This is a genomic window from Streptomyces erythrochromogenes (assembly GCF_040684695.1).
In the GTDB taxonomy this organism is placed as follows: Bacteria; Actinomycetota; Actinomycetes; order Streptomycetales; family Streptomycetaceae; genus Streptomyces; species Streptomyces erythrochromogenes_C.
Window position 1 is genome coordinate 163,106 of the sequence record NZ_JBFBGM010000013.1, and the last position, 20,333, is coordinate 183,438.

Annotated in this window: 15 protein-coding genes; 3 read left to right on the plus strand and 12 right to left on the minus strand. The window is 73.6% G+C overall.

All coding sequences use genetic code 11. From position 1 onward, the window contains the following. Positions 1–24: 24 nt before the first annotated feature. From AB0O53_RS20650 to AB0O53_RS20675, 6 genes are all read right to left on the minus strand, one after another. The gene (locus tag AB0O53_RS20650) at positions 25–1,608 is read right to left on the minus strand and encodes an RNA polymerase sigma factor (protein ID WP_365197281.1); all 1,584 of its coding nucleotides are present in this window, start codon (positions 1,606–1,608) and stop codon (positions 25–27) included. 385 nt (positions 1,609–1,993) lie between these two features. Further along, positions 1,994–2,935, minus strand: coding sequence for a FadR/GntR family transcriptional regulator (locus AB0O53_RS20655; RefSeq protein WP_351000751.1), 942 nt, complete (start codon positions 2,933–2,935; stop codon positions 1,994–1,996). Positions 2,936–3,072: 137 nt separating this feature from the next. Next, on the minus strand, positions 3,073–4,860 hold the full coding sequence (locus AB0O53_RS20660; protein WP_351000753.1) for an ATP-binding cassette domain-containing protein: 1,788 nt from the start codon (positions 4,858–4,860) through the stop codon (positions 3,073–3,075). A 197-nt stretch (positions 4,861–5,057) separates the two neighbouring features. After that, positions 5,058–5,804 (minus strand): NUDIX hydrolase, encoded by a 747-nt coding sequence (locus AB0O53_RS20665; protein ID WP_351000755.1) that lies wholly within the window; start codon positions 5,802–5,804, stop codon positions 5,058–5,060. Positions 5,805–5,972: 168 nt separating this feature from the next. Further along, positions 5,973–7,961 (minus strand): amylo-alpha-1,6-glucosidase, encoded by a 1,989-nt coding sequence (locus AB0O53_RS20670; protein WP_351000758.1) that lies wholly within the window; start codon positions 7,959–7,961, stop codon positions 5,973–5,975. Between the two features lie 209 nt (positions 7,962–8,170). Continuing rightward, positions 8,171–9,436, minus strand: a complete 1,266-nt coding sequence (locus tag AB0O53_RS20675; RefSeq protein ID WP_351000761.1) for a DUF4192 domain-containing protein — start codon at positions 9,434–9,436, stop codon at positions 8,171–8,173. Positions 9,437–9,558: 122 nt separating this feature from the next. Between AB0O53_RS20675 and AB0O53_RS20680 the strand changes: the two genes are divergently transcribed. Both AB0O53_RS20680 and AB0O53_RS20685 read left to right on the plus strand, forming a co-directional pair. After that, entirely contained in the window at positions 9,559–11,718 is a 2,160-nt protein-coding gene (locus AB0O53_RS20680) for a RecQ family ATP-dependent DNA helicase (protein WP_365197285.1), read from the plus strand. Positions 11,719–11,933: 215 nt separating this feature from the next. Then, positions 11,934–12,563 (plus strand): hypothetical protein, encoded by a 630-nt coding sequence (locus AB0O53_RS20685; protein ID WP_365197288.1) that lies wholly within the window; start codon positions 11,934–11,936, stop codon positions 12,561–12,563. 235 nt (positions 12,564–12,798) lie between these two features. Here AB0O53_RS20685 and AB0O53_RS20690 read toward each other — a convergent pair whose 3' ends face one another. The 3 genes from AB0O53_RS20690 to AB0O53_RS20700 form a co-directional block, all read right to left on the minus strand. Continuing rightward, the gene (locus AB0O53_RS20690) at positions 12,799–13,431 is read right to left on the minus strand and encodes a hypothetical protein (protein WP_365197291.1); all 633 of its coding nucleotides are present in this window, start codon (positions 13,429–13,431) and stop codon (positions 12,799–12,801) included. Between the two features lie 59 nt (positions 13,432–13,490). After that, positions 13,491–14,201, minus strand: a complete 711-nt coding sequence (rnhB, locus tag AB0O53_RS20695; protein ID WP_351000773.1) for a ribonuclease HII — start codon at positions 14,199–14,201, stop codon at positions 13,491–13,493. A 115-nt stretch (positions 14,202–14,316) separates the two neighbouring features. Beyond that, positions 14,317–14,919, minus strand: a complete 603-nt coding sequence (locus AB0O53_RS20700; protein WP_365197294.1) for a TetR/AcrR family transcriptional regulator — start codon at positions 14,917–14,919, stop codon at positions 14,317–14,319. Positions 14,920–15,062: 143 nt separating this feature from the next. On the opposite strand from AB0O53_RS20700, the gene AB0O53_RS20705 reads away from it, so the two are divergent. Further along, positions 15,063–16,616: an MFS transporter gene (locus AB0O53_RS20705; protein ID WP_365197297.1), complete on the plus strand. Its 1,554-nt coding sequence runs from the start codon at positions 15,063–15,065 to the stop codon at positions 16,614–16,616. A 132-nt stretch (positions 16,617–16,748) separates the two neighbouring features. On the opposite strand, the gene AB0O53_RS20710 is transcribed toward AB0O53_RS20705, so the two are convergent. The 3 genes from AB0O53_RS20710 to AB0O53_RS20720 form a co-directional block, all read right to left on the minus strand. Then, entirely contained in the window at positions 16,749–18,461 is a 1,713-nt protein-coding gene (locus AB0O53_RS20710; RefSeq protein ID WP_351000782.1) for a DUF4153 domain-containing protein, read from the minus strand. Positions 18,462–18,713: 252 nt separating this feature from the next. After that, complete coding sequence (locus AB0O53_RS20715; protein ID WP_365197301.1) at positions 18,714–19,628, minus strand: ADP-ribosylglycohydrolase family protein; 915 nt, start codon at positions 19,626–19,628, stop codon at positions 18,714–18,716. A gap of 11 nt (positions 19,629–19,639) precedes the next feature. Then, positions 19,640–20,299: a histidine phosphatase family protein gene (locus AB0O53_RS20720; RefSeq protein ID WP_365197303.1), complete on the minus strand. Its 660-nt coding sequence runs from the start codon at positions 20,297–20,299 to the stop codon at positions 19,640–19,642. Positions 20,300–20,333: the final 34 nt, after the last annotated feature.

The following is a 20,333-nucleotide window of genomic DNA, read 5'->3' on the forward strand; positions in this document are numbered from 1 at the left end:
CCACCGTCGGCGACGCCCCGCCGGTCAGTCCAGGTAGTCGCGCAGCACCTGGGAGCGGGACGGGTGGCGCAGCTTCGACATCGTCTTCGACTCGATCTGGCGGATCCGCTCACGCGTGACCCCGTAGACCTTGCCGATCTCGTCGAGGGTCTTCGGCTGCCCGTCGGTGAGACCGAAGCGCATGGAGACCACGCCCGCCTCGCGCTCGCTCAGGGTGTCGAGCACCGAGTGCAGCTGCTCCTGCAGGAGTGTGAAGCTGACGGCGTCGGCGGGGACGACGGCCTCGGAGTCCTCGATGAGGTCACCGAACTCGCTGTCGCCGTCCTCGCCGAGGGGCGTGTGCAGGGAGATCGGCTCGCGGCCGTACTTCTGGACCTCGATGACCTTCTCGGGGGTCATGTCGAGTTCCTTGGCCAGCTCCTCCGGGGTGGGCTCGCGGCCCAGGTCCTGGAGCATCTGGCGCTGTACGCGGGCGAGCTTGTTGATGACCTCGACCATGTGGACGGGGATGCGGATGGTGCGGGCCTGGTCGGCCATGGCACGCGTGATCGCCTGCCGGATCCACCAGGTCGCGTACGTGGAGAACTTGTAGCCCTTGGTGTAGTCGAACTTCTCCACCGCGCGGATCAGGCCCAGGTTGCCCTCCTGGATCAGGTCCAGGAAGAGCATGCCGCGGCCGGTGTAGCGCTTGGCCAGGGAGACCACGAGACGGAGGTTGGCCTCCAGCAAGTGGTTCTTCGCGCGGCGGCCGTCCTCGGCGATGATCTCCAGCTCGCGCTTGAGCTTGGGCGCCAGCTTGTCGGAGTTCGCCAGCTTGTCCTCGGCGAAGAGGCCCGCCTCGATGCGCTTGGCGAGCTCGACCTCCTGCTCGGCGTTGAGGAGGGGGACCTTGCCGATCTGCTTGAGGTAGTCCTTGACCGGGTCGGCGGTGGCGCCGGCCACCACGACCTGCTGGGCCGGGGCGTCGTCCTCGTCGTCCGAGATGACGAAGCCCTTGTTCTCCCCGCCCTCGTCCTCTTCGTCGCCCTCGGCCTTGACCGCGTCGGGACCCTCGTCCGGGTTCTCGTCCTCGCCGCCCTCGTCCGCGTCCTTCTTCGCCGCGGTCTTCTTGGCCGCGGTCTTCCTCGCGGCCGTCTTCTTGGCGGGCGCGGCCTTCTTCGCGGCCGTCTTCTTCGCCGCCGCCTTCTTGGCGACGGGCTCCGCCGCCGTCTCCTCGACGAGGGCGTCCGGTGTCAGCGGGTCCACCGCCTCGGCCGCCGGGACCGCGGGGGCCGCGGGCTGCGCCGCCGTCGTCCTGGCCGCCGTCTTCCTGACGGGTTCGGTGGCCGTCCGCTTGGCCGGGCTCTTCGCTGCGACGCTCTTGCGGGTGGTGCGCTTGGGCGACTCCGCGGCACTGACCATCAGCGTCACACCCTCTTCCTCGAGGATCTGGTTGAGGCTGCGCAGAACATTCTTCCACTGGGTCGCAGGAATCTGGTCAGCCTCGAAGGCCCGACGCACGTCATCGCCGGCGATCTGCCCCTCGGCCTTGCCCCGCTCGATGAGCGCCATCACAGACTCGGAATCGGCGATCTCCGGCGGGAGCGTACGGGATGTGCTGGCCGACACGAACAACCTCTCGGAACGATGGGAACGGCTTCCGACCCCGGGCCTGGTGGTGCTGGACCGGAGCCGACGACCACCGACCGGGGATGGGCCGGCGGCGCGGGCAGGGGCCGGGGAGCTGCACAGCACCCCCAAGGGCTGCTGTCTTCCCTCCGTCGGCCATCACCTCTTAAGTCATCGCGCGACCTCGCGGAGCGTTACGCCCAATCTTCGTGGCCCGAGTCACACCCCGTATGCGCGGCTGCCGGTCATACGGTCGCACCCCTCGGTTCCGAAAGGGCCGCGACGGCTCCGGAGGGGGTCCGGAAGAGGGACGGGCCCCGCACGCCGGTGTCGCCGGGCCCGGCCGGGCCCGGCGACGTCTCGTACACCCCCGCGCACCCGCCCGTCAGTGCTCGCGCGGGGCGGGAACCACGCGCTCGACCTCCGGATGAACCGTCAGGAGCTGGCGCATCGCGCTCTCGGCGCCCACCGCGTCGCCCGCGGCGAGGGCCTCGACCATCCGTGCGTGGTGCGCGACGCAGGTCTCGCTCGGGCGGTCGCAGGAGGTCATCGGGCTGCCGGAGACCTGGAGAGCGGCGGAGACGATGCCGGAGAGGTGCTCCAGCATGCGGTTGCCGGCGACCTGGATGAGGAGCGCATGGAACTCGTTGTCGGCGCGCGCGAAGGTGATCGAGTCGCCCTGCCCGAGGGCGTGGCCCATGATCTCGACCATGTCGGCCAGGCGCTGCTGGATGTCCGGGCGGCCGTGGCCGGCGGCCAGGCGGGCGGCGAGCGGCTCGATCGTCCAGCGCAGTTCGCCGAGCTCGCGGCGCTGGTCGTCGCGCTGCGGCCCGAAGGCGCGCCACTCGATGATGTCGGGGTCGAGCAGGTTCCAGTCGGCGACGGGGCGGACCCGGGTGCCGACGTTGGGGCGGGCGCTGACGAGGCCCTTGGCCTCGAGAACCCGCAGCGATTCGCGGACGACCGTACGGGAGACCTCGAAGCGCTGGCCGATCTCCTCGGGGACCAGGGGGCGGTCCGCGCCGAGGTCGCCGGAGACGATCATCTGGCCGAGCTGCTGGACGAGTTGGCCGTGCAGGCCGCGGCCGCGGCTGCCGGCCGCGCGGCGGCCCACGCGGCTCAACTCGACGTCGGCGCCGTCCCAGTGGGGTGCTCCGACGCGGTCGGACCCGGGGGCCTCCGGGTAGGGGTAGCGGTCGAGTTCGCCCGCGCCGGCGAGGCCGGAGTCGGCATGGCGGGCGGCGGTCATCATGGTGTGCGCAAGGGTACTCACGAATCCTTTGTCGGTCGTGCCTCCATGACCCTTGAGGTCTTTGGTGAAAAGCACACGAAAGGGTGATCGGTGCCACCTACGCAATTGACGACTTATCGTAAAGAACCGGGCCTATTGCGTGGAGTTGCGGTCCGCTTGACGCGACATGGACGGCAACGGTCCCGTCCGTGACCGCTCCCGCACCGGAACGATCACCAACGGACCCTGCTGCGCAGTCCGGTGAACCCATAGGCGCACAACAGGACCATCAGCGACAGCACCAGAGCGGTGGCGACGGGTTGGGTGATCACCCGCAGGACCCCCACCAGCAGGCGGTCCAACTCGGGCGGCCACTGCACCCAGGACAGGCCGCGCAGCCGGGGCCCCAGTCCGGTCACCGGGTACGCGGAGGATCCCTCCAGCGCCTTGCGCACCAGCGGAACCACTCCCACGGGTACGGCGAGCACCGCCGCCAGTCCCGCGGTGGCGGACCGGAAGACGCCGGAGGCCAGTACGCCGGCCCAGGCGCAGCCGATCAGCAGGCCGGCCCAACTCGCCGCCGGGGAGAGCCACTCCGACGGGACGCGCAGGGGGCCGCTGTCGAAGACGAGCGCCAGCGCGGCGGCGTCGGCGGTCACCACCAGGGCGCCCAGCATCAGGGCGAGGGCGGCGCAGACGCCGAGTTTCGCGGTGAGCAGCCCCAGTCGGCGGGGCACGGTGCCCCGGTCGGCGGCGAGGGCGGGGTAGCGGTACTCCTCGCCGAAGGCCAGGGCGCCGAGCAGTCCCGCGCCCAGCGCGGCGGGTGGCAGCGGCAGCAGCTCGGGCCAGGCGGCAAGCAGCCGGCTCTGCGGGCTCTGACCGGCCCGGGCGAGCACCAGAGCGGTGAGGACGGAGACCACGACGACGAGAGCGGTGGTCAGGACCGGGGTGGCGGTGCCGAAGACGCGGAGCAGCTCGTAGCGCAGGGGCCGCAGCGGCCCGCCCACGCGCCGCACGGCCGAGGGCGGCGGCTGGGAGCGGGTGCGCCGGCCGGGCCCGCCCGGGACCTCGGCGGGTTCCGCCGCCGCGCCGGCGGCCGCCGTGCCCGCTGCCGCGGCGCGGGCGTGCGGGACCGGCGCCGTCGACGCGCCGGCATCGCCGGTCTCGTCGGCGAGCTGGTGGACCAGTACGCCGTGGCGGAACGCCGCCTCGCCGACCTCGGCGCAGTTGCTGCCGTACACCGACAGCCGGCTGCCGCTCTCCTCGACGATCTCCACCGCCCGCTGGGCAGCGCGGGCTTCCCGTCCCAGTACGTCGGCCAGCCGGGCGGCGTGCGGGGTGCGCACGGCGACCCTGGGGCGCAGCCGGGTCCGCGCGAACTCCGTGGCCTCCTGGTCGGCGACGAGGCGGCCGGCCTCGATGCTGACGACCCGGTCGGCGCTGCGGGCCGCCTCCTTGGCATCGGCGGTGGTGAAGAGCACGGCTCCGCCGAGGGAGGCGTGGCCGCGCAGCAGCCCGTACAGCCAGCCGCGTTCGCGGGGGGAGAGTCCTGCGGCGGGCTCGTCGAGGAGGAGGGTGCAGGGATCGCCGAGCAGCGCCGAGGCCAGCGCGACCCTGCGCTCCATGCCGAGCGACAGCGAGCCGAGGCGCTGGTCCCGCAGGCCCGCGATGCCGACGACCTCGAGCATGGTGTCGGCCCGGGAGGCCGGCACCCCGGCGGCTGCGCAGAGCATCCGCAGCTGGTTGCGGACGGTCCGCGCCGGGTTGCCGGGGACGTCCCCGAGCACCACCCCGACCTCACGGCCGGGATGCGGGATCCGGTGCAGCGGGCGGCCGCGGAAATAGGTGACGCCGCGGCCCGGTTCGAGTTCGAGCATGAGCCGCAGGGCGGTCGTCTTGCCCGATCCCGGCTCGCCGAGCAGGGCGGTCACATGCCCCGGGCGGGCCTCGAGGGTGAGGTCGTCCACGAGCGGCGCGGCGCCGGAACGTGGCTTGCTGGTGAGTCCGATGGCCTGGAGCATCGCTTCCCTCGCGGGGTGTGAGACCGCTTTGCGGCAGCGTGGGTACCGCAAGCAAGGTAGCGCGATATGTCCGATTTTCGGCGCAACCGGTCCGATGGAATGCCCATCGTTCCGCGAGGTTCACCCCTGTCCGGGAGTTCGGATCGCCCGCCGGCGCATGCGGCACGGGCGGCGAGGGCGGCGGGTGTCCCGCGGCGTCAGACCTCCGGGCGCAGCATCGGCGGATTGAGGAGGGTCGCCCCGCCCGCGCGGAACAGCTGGGCGGGCCGGCCGCCCTGACGGGTCGTCGTCCCGCCGGCCGGCACCAGGAACCCGGGGGTGCCGGTGACCTTGCGGTGGAAGTTGCGCGGGTCCAGAGCCACTCCCCAGACGGCCTCGTACACCCGGCGCAGCTCTCCGACGGTGAACTCCGGCGGGCAGAAGGCGGTGGCCAGCGAGGAGTACTCGATCTTCGAGCGGGCCCGCTCCACACCGTCGGCAAGGATCTGCGCGTGGTCGAAGGCGAGCCCGGCCGAGCTCTCGTCGCCGACGGCCAGCACCTCGTCGACGGGGGCCCAGCGCGCGCTGTTGGCGTCGCCGCCCGCCCGCGGCGCGGGGAGGTCCGGAGCCAGCACCAGATGCGCCACGCTGACGACCCGCATCCGCGGATCGCGCTTCGGGTCGCCGTAGGTGGCCAGCTGTTCGAGGTGCGCCCCGTTGCCCGCGCCCGGCATGGCGGGGTCGTGCGCGCACAGGCCGGTTTCCTCGGCGAGCTCTCTGGCGGCGGCGGCCGCGAGATCCTCGTCCCCGCGGACGAATCCGCCGGGCAGCGCCCAGCGGCCCTGGAACGGCTGCTCACCCCGCCGGACGACCAGCGCGCAGAGCGCGTGGCGCCGCACGGTGAGCACGACCAGGTCGACGGTGACTGCGAAGGGCGGATAGGCCGACGGGTCGTAGGGCGACATGCCGCGATCATAGTCGTCTGCCTGACGATAAACAGCGCTTTGGTGACCTTGAAGCCAACGGCCCGCAGGCCGACGGGTGCGCCGGGCGGGCGCGGCCGGCGATGTCCGCGGCGCGCGAGCCCGAGCCGGCCCGGCAGAGTGCGCACCGGGCGCGGACCTTCGGCCGGTTCAGCCTCCCAGTTGGAGCGCATCCGCGGCCTCCTCCACCATGCCGAGGCCGAGCCGGCTGACCCGGACGGCAAAGGGTTCGCCCGCCACCCGCAGGCCCGCGAGCCGGATCGCTCCGAGGGGAGCGCCGGGCAGGGGGACGAGCGCGACGGTCCCCGCGGGGGCGTCGGGGCGGATTCCGGCGAGGGCCGTCAGCACGTGGACCCCGGCGGCCGCGGCCACGGCGGCGGGGCGGCAGGCCGCCGGGTGCGGGATGGGGACGCTGCCCGCGGTCCGCTGTTCCGCGGCGAACATCTCCGGCAGCCGGTACCCGAAGGCCTCAGCAGCGTCCAGGAGGCCTCTGAGCAGGCCGGACGCCTCCTTCTGGAATCCCGCCGCGGCCAGGCCGGACACGGCCACCGCGCTCTCGTACGCCCGCACCGCGCCCGAGCGGTGGCCGAACGGGTTGTGTCCGGGTTCCTTGAGGGCCATGCTCCGCAGTCCCCATCCGCAGTCCATGGCGGGGGCTCCGAACAGCCGGGCCAGCTGCTCGGTGCGGATCCGGTCGAGAAGCCCGGGCGCGAGCCGGCCGCCGCCGAGCAGCCCGGTGTCGAGCAGATGGGCACCGGCTCCGGTCAGGCGTGGCAGCGGCCGCCCGTCGGGATGGAGGGCGGCAGCCGGCCGGCCGCCGTCCGGGCCGTCGATCCAGAACCCCTCCCGGAACCGCTCCCGCAGCGCGGCCGCCCGCTCCTGCCATTCCTCGGCTCCGGGTCGTCCGCATCCGGCGAGGAGGTCCGCGCCGAGCACGGCAGCCCGGTGCGCGTGGGCCTGGGTCTCGCAGCGCCGCGGACCGGGCTCGGGATCGGCCAGGAAGCCGTCCTTCCCAAGGGCGCCGCGCAGCCAGTCGAGGCACCGTTCGGCGGCCGGTAGCAGTCGGGCGACGTCCTCCTCCGGCATGCCCCAGAGGCGGGCTTCGGCGAGCACCGCGGGGAAGGCGAGGGTGGCCTCGGTGCCGGTGCACGCGGGTGGGAGCTGCGGACCCGCCCCGCGCAGGGGCCCCGGGATCTTCCCGGCCTCGGCCCCGGGACCCTCGGTCTGCGTCCGGGCGAGGATGCGCAGCGTGGCGGCGGCGAGCCCGGTCCCCAGCGGCAGCGCCATGCGGGCGGCCCAGAGCGACTCCGCCGGTGCCAGGCCCAGCCGCCAGGGCACCCCGGCCGCCGCGAAGGCGTCGGCCGGCTCTCCGGGGTCTCGTGAGAGCAGCGCGCCCAGATCCTCGACGCTGGTGCGGAACCACGCCTCGGCCCTCGGGTCGTCCCCTTCGGCCCGGGCGTCGGCCAGCGGGTTCGCCACCTGGCCTGCGGAGGCCCGGACCACCCGGTCGTGCGTGGTCCGCAGCTCGATGGTGCGCGATTCCCCGGGCCCCAGGTCGAGCTGCCAGCGCAGCAGGCCTGCCGAGGCCACGGCGTCGTCGGGCGCCGGCTCCGCCGCGGTGACGGCCTGTGCCGCGCCGGTGCTCCAGCGCAGGCCGGCCGCGTGCACCCCGGCGGGCAGCTCCGGCCCGGCCCGGCCTGCGGCCACTTCGGCCAGTTCCGCCAGGTCGGTGCCGAGCAGTACCTCCACGGGGAGTCGTACCGGCCGGCCCGTGAAGCTGCGCAGGGTGATCCGCTCGGTGCCGTCGGCGTGGCGGACGCGTTCCACTCCGATGTCCGGGTCGGGTCCCGGTTCGGCGCCGGTGCGCACGGTGGCGGTGAAGGCGGCCCGGTCGGCCCCGAGGCTGCGCCCCTGGACGGCGACGGGGTCGCGGCCGCCGACGCGCAGTACGCACCGGGAGAGCAGCCTGCGGCCGGAGCGGTAGATCCCGTCGATCCCCTGCCCGGTCAGCTGGCCGTGTTCCGGCGAGATGACCAGGCTGGGCGCGGCGACGCAGATGACGGCGCCGTGCACGGGTGGCAGCTCGGGCCGGCGGGCGGCGGGCACGGCGGTCGGACGGGGAGGTGCGGGGTGAGACATGTGTCGCCTTGTCTGCGCTCCGGTGGGTTCAGCTGGGCGGCGGCGCGGCCGGGGCGGCACCTCCCCCCAGCTGAACGCCCCCGCCCCCGCCCGGGTCACGGGCCGCGGCTCCGGCCGGTCGCGGCGGGGAGTGAACCCGCCGCGCCGGACGGCGGTCGGGGCGCCTGGCGGCGGCAGCACGGGGCGGCGGCACGGCGGCCGGCGCGCGCTCACTGCCCGCTCCCCGCGGTGCGCCGGGATCCGCGGCGCGGCGCCGTACGGCCCCGTCGGCCGGGCGGGCGGGTGGGGGCGGAGGACCTGCTGTTCCTGGGTTCCCTGCGGCGCCGCTCCTGCCTGAGGCACTGCCGCAGCCCCTCGGGGTCGATGCCCTCGTTGCAGGCGTGGTGGAGCAGCTGGGCGAAGCGGTATTCGGCGTCGGCCCGCAGGGCCAGGCCGAGGGCGATCCGGGCGGTCGGCTCGTCTCCGGTGGACCAGGAGACCCAGCCGGCCAGGGTGAGAGGGGCAGCGGCGTGCTCGACATAGGCGCCGACGCAGCGGCGGGCCAGCGCCCGCCACAGGCGAAGGGCGGGGGCCGCTTCCTCGCCCTCCATCCACTCGGCCGCGATGTCGCGGACTTCGCGGTCCTGGAGCCCGAGGATGAGTGAGGCGGCCTCGTCGTGGCCGAGCAGCGCGTCGTCCCAGTCGTCGCCCTGGGCGCCGCTCTCGACGGGCGGCGCCAGGGTCATGCGCCGCATGAGGGACTGCGCCAGCGTGATGGTCTCGGTGCCGACCTCCTCCCGGGTGGCGCCGTGGAGGATCCTCGGCATCAGGGCGGCGGCCGCCCGGTCCAGGGCCCGCTCCGCCTCCTGCGCCACGGCCCCGCGCAGCGGCGCCAGCCTGCCTTCGATCTCTTCGAGGGAGCCCCGGACCTGGAGCCCGGCGAAGGTCGCGGCCGCGGCCATCACCGAGGTGCCGACCGGGGCGAGCGGGCTGCCCTCGGCCGGGCAGCACCGCTCGTCGGGGCAGACGTAGGACCAGAAGCGGCCGTCCGACAGGCACAGGGCCTCCAGCACCGGCACGTCCAGCGCGCCGCAGGCCAGCCGGATCCGCTGGGCGAACGGCCGCAGCCGGGTCATCACGCCCCGGCCGTCCTCCTGCCCGCGCGGCTCCTGGCAGAGGTAGACGACGATGCCGTCGGGCTTGACGCCGCGTCGTTCGCTGCCCCGGATGAGGCAGTCCGCGACCTGTCGGGCGGTGTCCTCCCATTCGGCGGGAGCGGTGGGGATGCCGACGCGGAGCCGGCCGCCGAAGCGCCCGCCCTCGCCGTGCACCGCGACCATGACGAGGGAGTCGGAGGGGTGGAAACCGAGCATGTAGGGCAGCGCGTCGGCCAGTTCGGCCGGGCTGCGCAGGGTGATCTGGGGTTCGCCGCTGGTTCCGGCCGGGCTGATGAAGGACCGGTCGGACGGGCGACGGGATTCGCTGTTGTTCGTCATGCCACGAAGGTCCCGCGCATGATCCGATCCCGAAAGCCCTGTGGATAAGTGTTGATGCTTCAACTTCCACACGGGTCGGGCAGCATTGGCGCGATGTCGGAGGCATCGGGTTGCATGGGGGCATGAACGCAGACCTGAGGTCCTCGGCCGACTCCGTACTCGCCCGCCTCGTGGGGGATCCCACGGGCACCGCCCGGCTGCGCGAGGACCAGTGGCTCGCGATCGAGGCCCTCGTCGCGCACAAGCGGCGGGCGCTCGTGGTCCAGCGCACGGGCTGGGGCAAGTCCGCCGTGTACTTCGTCGCGACCTCGCTGCTGCGTGCGGCGGGCGCCGGCCCGACCGTGATCGTCTCCCCCCTCCTCGCGCTGATGCGCAATCAGGTCGAGGCCGCGGCACGGGCGGGCATCCGCGCCCGCACCATCAACTCCGCCAACCCCGAGGAGTGGGAGGGGATCCAGGCCGAGGTCGCCGCGGGCGAGGTCGACGTCCTGCTGGTGAGCCCGGAGCGGCTCAACAACCCGGACTTCCGCGACCAGGTGCTGCCCAAGCTCTCGGCGGCCACCGGCCTGCTCGTGGTGGACGAGGCGCACTGCATCTCCGACTGGGGGCACGACTTCCGCCCCGACTACCGCCGGCTGCGCACCATGCTGGCCGACCTCCCGCCGGGCGTCCCGGTCCTCGCCACCACCGCCACGGCCAACGCCCGCGTGACCGCCGACGTCGCCGAGCAGCTGGGCACCGGAGCCGGCACGGACGCGCTGGTGCTCCGCGGCCCGCTGGACCGCGAGAGCCTCAGCCTGGCGGTCCTGACCCTGCCCGACGCGGCGCACCGGCTGGCCTGGCTCGCGGACCACCTCGGCGAGCTGCCCGGCTCCGGGATCATCTACACGCTGACGGTGGCCGCGGCCGAGGAGGTCACCACGTACCTGCGCCACCGCGGGCACACGGTGTCCTCGTACACCGGCAAGACGGAGAACGCGGACCGCCAGCAGGCCGAGGACGACCTGCAGGCGAACCGGGTCAAGGCCCTGGTGGCCACCTCCGCCCTGGGGATGGGATTCGACAAGCCCGACCTGGGGTTCGTGGTGCACCTGGGGTCGCCGTCCTCGCCCATCGCCTACTACCAGCAGGTCGGTCGTGCGGGCCGCGGCGTGGAGCACGCGGAGGTGCTGCTGCTGCCCGGCCGGGAGGACGAGGCGATCTGGCAGTACTTCGCGTCGGTCGCCTTCCCGCCGGAGGAGCAGGTGCGCCGCACCCTCGACGTCCTGGCCCACGCGGGGCGCCCGATGTCGCTGCCCGCCCTGGAGCCGCTGGTCGACCTGCGTCGCACCCGGCTGGAGACCATGCTCAAGGTCCTCGACGTGGACGGCGCCGTGCACCGCGTCAAGGGCGGCTGGACCTCGACGGGCGAGCCATGGGCCTACGACGCCGAGCGCTATGCCTGGGTGGCCCGCCAGCGGGCCGCCGAGCAGCAGGCCATGCGCGACTACGCGGCGACCACGGGGTGCCGGATGGAGTTCCTGCGCCGGCAGCTCGACGACGAGGAGGCCGCGCCCTGCGGCCGCTGCGACAACTGCGCCGGGGCCCGGTTCGCGGCCGAGGTCTCCACCACCGCGCTGGACACCGCGCGCGGCGAGCTGGGCCGCCCCGGCGTGGAGTTGGAGCCGCGCAAGATGTGGCCGACGGGACTCGCCGCGGTCGGTGTCGACCTCAAGGGGCGGATCCCCGCCGGGGAGCAGGCCTCGACCGGCCGGGCCCTCGGACGGCTGTCCGACATCGGCTGGGGCAACCGGCTGCGCCCGATGCTCGCTCCGCAGGCTCCCGACCAGCCGGTTCCGGACGACGTCACGCAGGCCGCGGTCGCGGTCCTCGCCGACTGGGCCCGGGGCCCCGGCGGTTGGGCCTCCGGCGCCTCCGACGCGCCGGAACGTCCGGTGGGCGTGGTCGCGCTGCCCTCGCGCAGCCGCCCCCGCCTGGTCGGTTCGCTGGCCGCGCGGATCGCCGAGGTCGGGCGGATGCCCCTGCTCGGCACGATCTCCTACACCGACCGGGTCCCCGAGTTCGGGCTGGCCTCGTCCAACAGCGCGCAGCGGGTCCGCGGTCTCCACGAAGCCCTGGCCGTGCCGCAGGAGCTGGCGGCGGCACTGGCGGAGAATCCCGGCCCGGTGCTCCTCGTGGACGACCGTGCCGAGAGCGGCTGGACACTCGCTGTGGCCGCCCGACTCCTGCGACGCGCAGGCTCAAAGGAGGTGTTCCCGCTGGTGCTGGCGCTCCAGGGGTGACCGCATGCGTCATTCTCGGCGTGGCGGGGCAAGGATATGAACGGCATACCGGCGAATTCCGGTCGGCGGCGTCAATTGCTCGTTGCCGCATGCTCCGAAGCCACGCGAGAATTGGAGTGCTCCCGCTCGGCTCCCCGGCACCCTCCTGGGCCGCGCTGCGGCGCGCCCCGACTCCAGCCGTGCCCGTCCGCGGGCGTGTACCCGAAGGGAGGAACGTGACCTTCGGATTCACGCCGCCTTCGACCTCGTCCCTGGTAACGGCCACCGGCGGTGCGAGCCGGCACGGCAGGCTGCTGGAACCCTCCGAGTGGATGTCGGCGGGCATTCCCCTGCTGCGCAATCCGCGCGAGGTCGTCAGCGGGCTGCACTCCCGGCACAGCCCGGTGCCCACGACCGCGGTGATCGCCGTCCTCGGCCCGGAGGAGGAGCTCGTGGCGAGTGCTTCCTTCGTGCAGCGCTCGGCGTCGGCCGACGGCTGGGAGTACCGCAACGCCCTGCTGTCCCGGCTGCGCCGGGTCCTCCCGCACGACCTGCGGCGAAGGACCCCGGTGCGGACTGCCGTCCTGCTCTACTGCCGCGAGGGCGACGAGAGGTGGACCCCGGAGGACGGGGCGTGGATGTGGGGGCTGCGGGACGCCTGCACGTTGCACGGGCTGCGCTGCGGCGCGTACATCACGCTGACCCGCGACGGCTGGCAGGTGCTGGGCGAAGGGCGTGGTGGCCGACGGCCCAGCTCGGACTCGCGGCCGCAGCGGCTCGGCGACACCGTGGCCGAGTTCGCTCCGCTCGCCCTGCACACCGGTGGCGGCTCCGTCGGGGCCCTGCGCCGGACCGCCGCGCGCTGAAGCCCGTACCCGGCGCCCGGACCCGTCCGGCCCTCGTCCACGGCGCGCGGCCTGCCCGCGGGCAGGCCTCACAGCCGTACACCCGGAACCGGGCGTACGGCGGATCAGGCCTCGGGCATCCGCGCGGGCGTCGGCTCGGGCCACGGCTCGAACCTCGGCCCAGGTCTCGGCCCGGGCTTCAGCGGGGCCGGCTCAGCGCCCGCCCCGCCCCTCGCCCGTGCCGGGGTACAGGGCGTCAGACGCCCGCACCCAGCACGGAGTTGATCTGCTTCGCGTCACCGCACACGATCAGCAGTGCACCCGCCCGGGTGACCGCGACCGGCAGGGAGCCCGCGACGGTGTCGACGGAACCGCCGTTGACGGCGAAGACCACGACGGGACGGCCGGCGGCACGTTCGACCTGCGCCGCGTCTGCGTAGAAGACGTCGTCCCCGGCGTCGTGCAGGGCCCAGTACGCGGCCTCGCCGAAGGACAGCTCGTGAGCGGCCCACGGGTGCGGGTCGCCGGTGGTGAGCACCAGGATGTCGCCGGGCGCGCGCCCGGTGTCGAGCAGCAGGTCCACGGCCTCTTCGGCCGCGTCCAGCGCACCCTCGGCGGACGCGGGGATCAGCTGGATCTGCGGCACCGCCGAGGAGACGGACGGTGCGGTGGGGGCTGCGGGAACGGGTCCGGTGCCGGTCTGCGCCGCGCGCTGCGCGGGGGGTGCGGGCCGGGCGGGACCGGGGCGGCCGGGCCGCGGGACTGCGGCAGGACGCGGACCAGGTACGGGGCGGGGGGTCTGCGCGGTGCGGCTCGCGGCCGGCGTGACGCGGGGACCCTGGGCACTCTCGTGAATCTGAGGCTCCTCGATGGCGGGGGTGAGAGGCATGAGTTGATGTCTATCAAACACCGGTACGAAACGTACCGGCCGGTGGCACATGGGTGCGATCAGAAATCGAAGCCGAGTTGGCCTCCGTTTTCCAGCTCCACCGACTCCTCGCTGCGGCGCACCTTCTTCAGGTGGCGCCATCGGGGCAGCGCGTCGAGGTACGACCACGAGAGCCGGTGGTAGGGGGTGGGCCCCCGCTCCTCCAGGGCCGCCCGGTGCACGGGCGAGGGGTATCCGGCGTTGGCGGCGAAAGCGAAGTCCTCGATTCCGCCGCCCTGTTCGCCGAGTTCGGCCATCATGCGGTCGCGTCGGACCTTGGCGATCACCGAAGCCGCGGCGACGGCGATGCAGGACTGGTCGCCCTTGATCACCGTACGAACCCGCCAGGGCGGGCCGAGATAGTCGTGCTTGCCGTCGAGTATCACCGCGTCGGGCCGCACCGGCAGGGCCTGCAGCGCGCGCTCCGCGGCGAGCCGCAGGGCGGCCGTCATACCCAGTTCGTCGATCTCCTCGGGCGTGGAATGCCCGAGCGCGTACGCGGTGACCCAGTCCTCCAGGACGTCGAGCAGAGCGTCGCGTCGTTTGGGGGTGAGCAGTTTGGAGTCGGTGAGCCCGGCGGGCGGCCGGCGCAGGCCCGTGATCGCCGCACACACGGTGACGGGACCGGCCCAGGCCCCTCGTCCGACTTCGTCGACCCCGGCGATGACCTTGGCGCCGGTGGTTGCACGGAGGGAGCGCTCGACGGTGTGGGTGGGTGCTTCGTACGGCATGGCGCCAGCAAGGTTACGCCGCCCCGGGCCCACTGCACACCCCCGCCCCGGTCCGACCGGCATCCGATCGGCCGCGGACCCCGCCCGGGCCCTCCCCCGGCCGCCCCTCCCCGTCTCACACCCTGAGCAGCGGCACCATCACCTCGTCGATCAACCCGGCAAGGTCGGCATCCTCCCATTCGCTTCCGCACACCTTGGCGCGGTACATCAGCATCGCCGGAATGACATCCACGACAAACGGACCACTAGCATCCGGTCGCACGTCACCCCGCTCGATTCCACGCAGCACAAGCTCCCTGATCAGGCGCTGGGCGGGCTCCTGCAGCCCGGACCAGATGACCCCGTGGAAGCGCTCCGCAGTCAGGTGATCGCATTCGTGAAGCACCGACCAGAGGGCCTGCCCGGCCCGCGAGTGCATGACGTCCCTCGTGCGCGCGCACAGCAGGTAGAGGTCGTCGCGGATGGAGCCGGAGTCGGGAATCTCACCGATCTCCGGCAGGCCGGTCCGCAGCGCGTCGGCCACGAGGTCGGCCTTCGAGGGCCAGCGCCGGTAGAGCGCGGCCTTGCCGGTCTGCGCACCGGCCGCGACACCCTCCATGGTCAGCGCGTTCCACCCGACGGTACTCAGCTGCTTCAACGCCGCGTCGAGAATCGCCCGTTCGAGTTCGGGACCCCGCCTGCGCCCCGGCGACGCCGATGACCAGCGCGAACCCACCATCTCCCCACCTCCGACCGGCCCGAGACGCCGCCGCTGCATAGATTTTCAGCCTTAGTGAACGCTTGCGTGCACTAATCCCGGCTCCTACCGTGGACCCCATAGTGAACGACTGCGTTCACTATTTCACTTTGGGGGGATCCTCAGTGACAAGCTCTCAACTCGCCGCGCCCCGGATACCGGGGGCGGCGCGCCGGGAGGGACGCCCCGGCGTGGCGCTCGCCGTCATCGCCGCCTGCCAGCTCATGGTCGTCCTCGACGCGACCATCGTGAACATCGCGCTCCCGCACATCCAGACCGCGCTCGACTTCAGCACCACCGACCTCTCCTGGGTGCTCAGCGCCTATACCCTCACGTTCGGCGGACTGCTGCTGCTCGGCGGCAGGGCCGGCGACATCCTCGGCCGGCGCCGGGTGTTCCTGGCCGGAATCCTGCTCTTCACGGTGGCCTCGCTCATCGGCGGCTTCGCCCAGGAACCGTGGCAGCTGCTGGCCGCCCGGGCCCTCCAGGGGGTCGGCGGCGCGATCGCCTCCCCCACCTCGCTCGCCCTGATCACGACCACCTTCGCCGAAGGCCCGGAGCGGAACCGGGCGTTCGGGGTGTTCGCGGCCGTCTCCGCGGGCGGCGGCGCGATCGGCCTGCTGGCGGGCGGCATGCTGACCGAGTGGCTCGACTGGCGCTGGGTGCTCTTCGTGAACGTGCCGATCGGCCTGCTGATCGCGGTGCTCGCCCCGCTCTACATCAGCGAGTCCGAGCGCCACCCGGGCCGTTTCGACATCGCCGGCGCCCTCACCTCCACCGGCGGCATGGCCTCGCTCGTCTACGGATTCATCCGCGCATCGGAGGAGGGCTGGCGCGACCCGCTGACCCTCGGCTCGTTCGCCGCCGCCCTGGTCCTGCTGGCCCTCTTCGTCGTCATCGAGTCGCAGGCCCGCGAACCGATCATCCCGCTGCGCATGTTCGCCGACCGCAACCGCACCGGCACCTACGTCATCATGCTCGGCCTCGCCGCGGCGATGTTCGGCATGTTCTTCTTCATCGTCCAGTTCGTGCAGAACGTGCTGGGCTTCTCCCCGATCCAGTCGGGGCTCGGCTTCCTGCCCGTCACGGTCGCCATCGTCACCGCCGCCGGCCTCTCGCAGCGCTTCCTGCCGCGCTTCGGCCCCAAGCCCTTCATGGTCATCGGGTCCGCGCTCACCGGCACCGGGCTGGCCTGGCTGACCCTCCTGCGGACCGACAGCTCCTACCTCTCCGGCGTGCTCGGGCCGATGCTCCTGTTCGGCTTCGGCATGGGCCTCAACTTCGTGACGCTGACCCTGACCGCCGTCTCCGGGGTGGAAGCGAAGGAGGCCGGGGCCGCCTCCGGGCTGCTGAACGCCAGCCAGCAGGTCGGCGGCTCGCTCGGCCTGTCCATCCTCGTCACCGTCTTCGGCACGGCCAGCCGCGAGGAGGCCACCAAGCAGGTACCGGCGTTCCTCTCCCAGGCGGATCCACAGGCCGCGGCCGCCTTCCAGCAGACCGGACGGCTGCCCGACCCCTGGGGGGACCTCGTCCTCGCCCAGGGCATCTCCACCTCGTTCATGGCCGCCGTGGCGATGGCCGGCCTCGCCCTGGCCACCGCCCTGCTGGTGATCCGGGTACGCAAGAGCGACCTGGAAGCCCTGGCCGGCGCCGCCGCGAAGGCCGGTCCGGCCGCCTGAACGGTCGCCCGCACGGAGCGGGCCGGACGCGGGGAGGTGGTGCCCCGCGTCCGGCCCGGTCTGCCGATGCCCCCGGTATGCCCGTTGCCCCTGGCGGCCATGGCCCTGGTGTCCCGACGTCCCGGCGTCCGGCTAGTACTCGACCCGGCTGCCGAAGGCGCCCAGCCGCGAGCAGACCTCGTACGACGCCGTCACCGGGCGCTCGCGCAGGATCTGGCGGGCCCGGTACTCGCCCATGCTCATCGCGTACCAGGGGATGTCTCCGGCCCCGGACATGTCGTCGTTGATGCCGCGCAGGGCGCAGGACCGCTGGGGCTCGGGCAGCCGGTCCAGGGCGGGTACGGCGTCCGCCGACAAGGACTGGAAGTAGGCGAGGTCGATCTTCTGGTCCTTCTCGAAGCGGGCCACGTTCCGCTCGGCGACCATGCCGTCCGGGGACAGCAGCCCGAAGGCCAGGACCGCCGCGGCGGCGCTGCCCGCGACCGCCCGGGGCAGCCACCGCGCGCCGAACACCCCGGCCGCCATGATCAGTACGATGACCAGCCCGAGCCACAGCTCCATCGCGGCCACCGAGACCCGCAGCCTGGTCAGGCCGTACGCGTCCACGTAGAGGTCCATGCGGCGCAGCGCGGCCGCGACCACCACGAGCGTCAGCGCGCACAGCACACCGAGGACGATCCGGACGAAGCGCCGGTCGCCCGCCCCGGAGCGCGGGGCCCAGCGCAGGGCGAGCGCGATCACCGCGAGGGTGAGCAGCGTGGCCCAGAGCAGCTGCCAGAACCCCTGGCGGGCGTACTCGGCGTAGCTGAGGCCGGTGCTCTCCAGGACCTTGTCGTAGCCGCCGAACAGGACGGCCAGCTGGACGGCGTTGAACCCGGCGAAGAGCAGGTTGAGCACGATGAGCGGCAGGGCCCATTCGACCCGGGAGCGCGGCTTGCCCGGGGCCGTCCGGATCCGGTCCCAGCGCAGCGGGGCGGCGGCGGTGCGGGCAGCGGCGATCGCGATCACCACGCCGAGGACGAAGAGCATGAACCGGATGGGCCCGTCCTCGACCGACACGTCGGGTATCAAGCCGCCCAGCAGATCGGCGAAGGCGGCGTCCGCGGAGGCGAACAGCGCGCCGAAGAGCACCAGGAGGGCGACGGCCACTCCGGCGGCCTTGGCCACGGGCAGCCAGCGGTCCTTGCCTACCCCTCCGCGCGAGCGCAGTCCCTTCAGGACCCAGGCGGTGCCGGAGACGGTGGAGTCGACGAATCCGAGCGGGCTGAGGAAGACCCCCGGCCAGGTGCGGCTGCCGTGGAGGGCGAGCGCGCCCAGCAGCAGCGCGGCCAGGATCGCGAGCGTGGACGGCCAGGCGGAGTCGCGCAGGGCGGGTATCGCGAGGAGTGCGATGCAGCCGATCACCCAGGCCAGCGTCCAGGGCCTGGCCGTACGGCCGGCCGCGCGGGCGGCGACGTACGCGGCGACGACGGCGGGCACCACCGCGAGGAGCAGGCCGGGGCCCATGCCGTCGGCCAGGAGGAGCGCGCCGGCGAGACCGGACGCGAGGACGGCGGCCAGGGTCGCGGTCCGGACGGGGGCGGCCTCGGCGGGACGCACCAGCGTGGCCCAGGAGGGCTTCGCGGGCGGCCTCGGAGCCGGCGGCCCCCAGGGGCGCGGTTGCTGGGGGTGGTGCTGCGGCTGCCAGGCGGGCCGCCCGGTGTGTGCGCCCGGCCGGGGCCCTGCCGCGTCGGCGGGCGGGTTCCCGGCCGGGGCCGGGTGCGTGGGCGAATCCCCTGTCGTGGGCTCTGCGTCGGCCGCGGCCTCGGGCCGGGCTTCGTGCGCCCCGCCGGTGTTCTCTGACATCGGGTCCCCTCCCCTGTCGGCCGCCCCGGCGTTCAGGTTGGAGCGGCGATGAGGACAGATTAGGCCGACGGCAGGAGGTTTTGAACAGGATCAAAAGCGCGCTGTGGCAGGACCGTGACAATCGGAACGCGGGCTCCCACCCGTACACATGAGGCCCGCCGCGGGCGCATCCCCGTGGTGGAGGGGCTGCGCCGCGGCGGGGCTGCGCCTTGGAGAGGGCTACATCGCGGCGGGGGCTGCGCCGTGAAAGGGCTACGCCGCCGTCTCGGGCAGCCAGGCCGGCAGGGCTTCGGTCTGCGCCAGCCACTCGGCCGGCAGCACCGCGTCGCCGCGCGCGCCCAGGACCCCGCCGACGATCGCGCAGGTCGTGTCCACGTCGCCGCCCACCTGCGCGGTGGTCCAGAACGCCCGCTCGTAGTCGTCCAGTGCCCGCGCCGCCGACCACAGGGCGAACGGCACGGTGTCGTGGGCGCTCGTGCGCCGTCCGCAGCCCAGCACGGCGGCGACGGTGGTCGCGTCGCCGTAGTCCAGCATGTCGCGGGCCCGCCGCAGCCCGGCGCCGACCGCACTGCGCGGCACGAGGGCGATCACCCCGTCCAGCAGATCGGCCGCCTTCGGCGGGGCGTCCGTACCGGCGGCCAGCGCGGCCGCCGCGGCGACGGCCATCGCCCCGCACACGGCTTCGCGGTGCTGGTGGGTCGTGTAGGCGGAGACCTCCGCCTGGTGGGTGGCCTGCTCCGGGTCGTCGGCGTACCAGGCGCCCAACGGTGCGATCCGCATGGCGGCGCCATTGCCCCACGAGCCCTGCCCGTTGAACAGTTCGGCGGCCAGCGTGCGCCAGTCCTCGCCCTCCCGCACCAGACGCAGCATGCGGTTCACCGCGGGCCCGTAGCCCCGGTCGAAGTCGTGGTGGTGGGCGAAGGAGCTCGCGAGCGCGTCCTGGTCGATCCGCCCGTGCGCGGCCAGCACGGCCACCACCGAGCAGGCCATCTCGGTGTCGTCGGTCCACTGCCACGTCTCGGTACCGGACGGCAGTTCGCGCCGCTTGAGCAGCGGGTAGTTCACGGGGACGAAGTACTGGGAGCCGAGGGCATCACCCAGTGCCAGCCCGCGGAGGCTGGCCATGGCGCGTGCGTAGCGCCGTTCGGGAGTCGAGTCAGGCGTCATCGCGGGTCACTCTAGCCGTCCAGGTCGTAGGGCTCAGGTGTGGTCCAGCGCTCAAACGGGCGGTCCATCCGGTACCGGCCGTCGGGGCCGAGCAGGAGCATCCGGAAATCGCCGTTCCCGGGATTGGACAGGGACTCGAATTCGGCCACCGACCAGTGGAACCAGCGCATGCAGAACAGCCGCATCGTCAGCCCGTGCGTCACCAGCAGCACGTTCTGGGGATGGTCCGGGGCCTCGAAACTGCGGTAGAGGCTCTCCAGGAAGGATCCGACGCGGTCGTAGACGTCCGCGCCCGACTCCCCCTGCGCGAAGCGGTAGAAGAAGTGCCCGTAGGCGTCCCGGTACGCCTTCTGGAGCCGCACGTCCTCCCGGTCCTGCCAGTTGCCCCAGTCCTGCTCGCGCAGCCGCGGCTCCTCGCGCATCCGGACCCGCGTGGGGTCGAGCCCCAGCTCCCGGAAGGTCTGGAGGGTCCGCCGGTAGGGGGAGACGTACGCGCTGATCGTCTCGTTGCCGAAGATCTCCCGCAGCCGGACGCCGGATGCCGCGGCCTGCTCGCGGCCGTTCCGGGTCAGCCGGAGGGCGTGGTCGGGTTCCCTCTCGTACACCGTGTCGTCGGCGTTCCCCTCCGATTCCCCGTGTCGGACAAGGACGATGCGCCGTGGTCGAACCATCCCATGACCCTATTCGGCCACCGCCGGGCCGACC

What these genes read in the sequence shown, in the direction of transcription:
- AB0O53_RS20665 (WP_351000755.1), bottom strand. Translation starts at nt 5,804, where the DNA reads ATGTCGCCCTACGACCCGTCGGCCTATCCGCCCTTCGCAGTCACCGTC.
- AB0O53_RS20715 (WP_365197301.1), bottom strand. Translation starts at nt 19,628, where the DNA reads ATGACGCCTGACTCGACTCCCGAACGGCGCTACGCACGCGCCATGGCC.
- AB0O53_RS20670 (WP_351000758.1), bottom strand. Translation starts at nt 7,961, where the DNA reads ATGTCTCACCCCGCACCTCCCCGTCCGACCGCCGTGCCCGCCGCCCGC.
- AB0O53_RS20675 (WP_351000761.1), bottom strand. Translation starts at nt 9,436, where the DNA reads ATGACGAACAACAGCGAATCCCGTCGCCCGTCCGACCGGTCCTTCATC.
- AB0O53_RS20680 (WP_365197285.1), top strand. Translation starts at nt 9,559, where the DNA reads ATGAACGCAGACCTGAGGTCCTCGGCCGACTCCGTACTCGCCCGCCTC.
- AB0O53_RS20660 (WP_351000753.1), bottom strand. Translation starts at nt 4,860, where the DNA reads ATGCTCCAGGCCATCGGACTCACCAGCAAGCCACGTTCCGGCGCCGCG.
- AB0O53_RS20720 (WP_365197303.1), bottom strand. Translation starts at nt 20,299, where the DNA reads ATGGTTCGACCACGGCGCATCGTCCTTGTCCGACACGGGGAATCGGAG.
- AB0O53_RS20710 (WP_351000782.1), bottom strand. Translation starts at nt 18,461, where the DNA reads ATGTCAGAGAACACCGGCGGGGCGCACGAAGCCCGGCCCGAGGCCGCG.
- rnhB (WP_351000773.1), bottom strand. Translation starts at nt 14,201, where the DNA reads ATGCCGTACGAAGCACCCACCCACACCGTCGAGCGCTCCCTCCGTGCA.
- AB0O53_RS20700 (WP_365197294.1), bottom strand. Translation starts at nt 14,919, where the DNA reads ATGGTGGGTTCGCGCTGGTCATCGGCGTCGCCGGGGCGCAGGCGGGGT.
- AB0O53_RS20690 (WP_365197291.1), bottom strand. Translation starts at nt 13,431, where the DNA reads ATGCCTCTCACCCCCGCCATCGAGGAGCCTCAGATTCACGAGAGTGCC.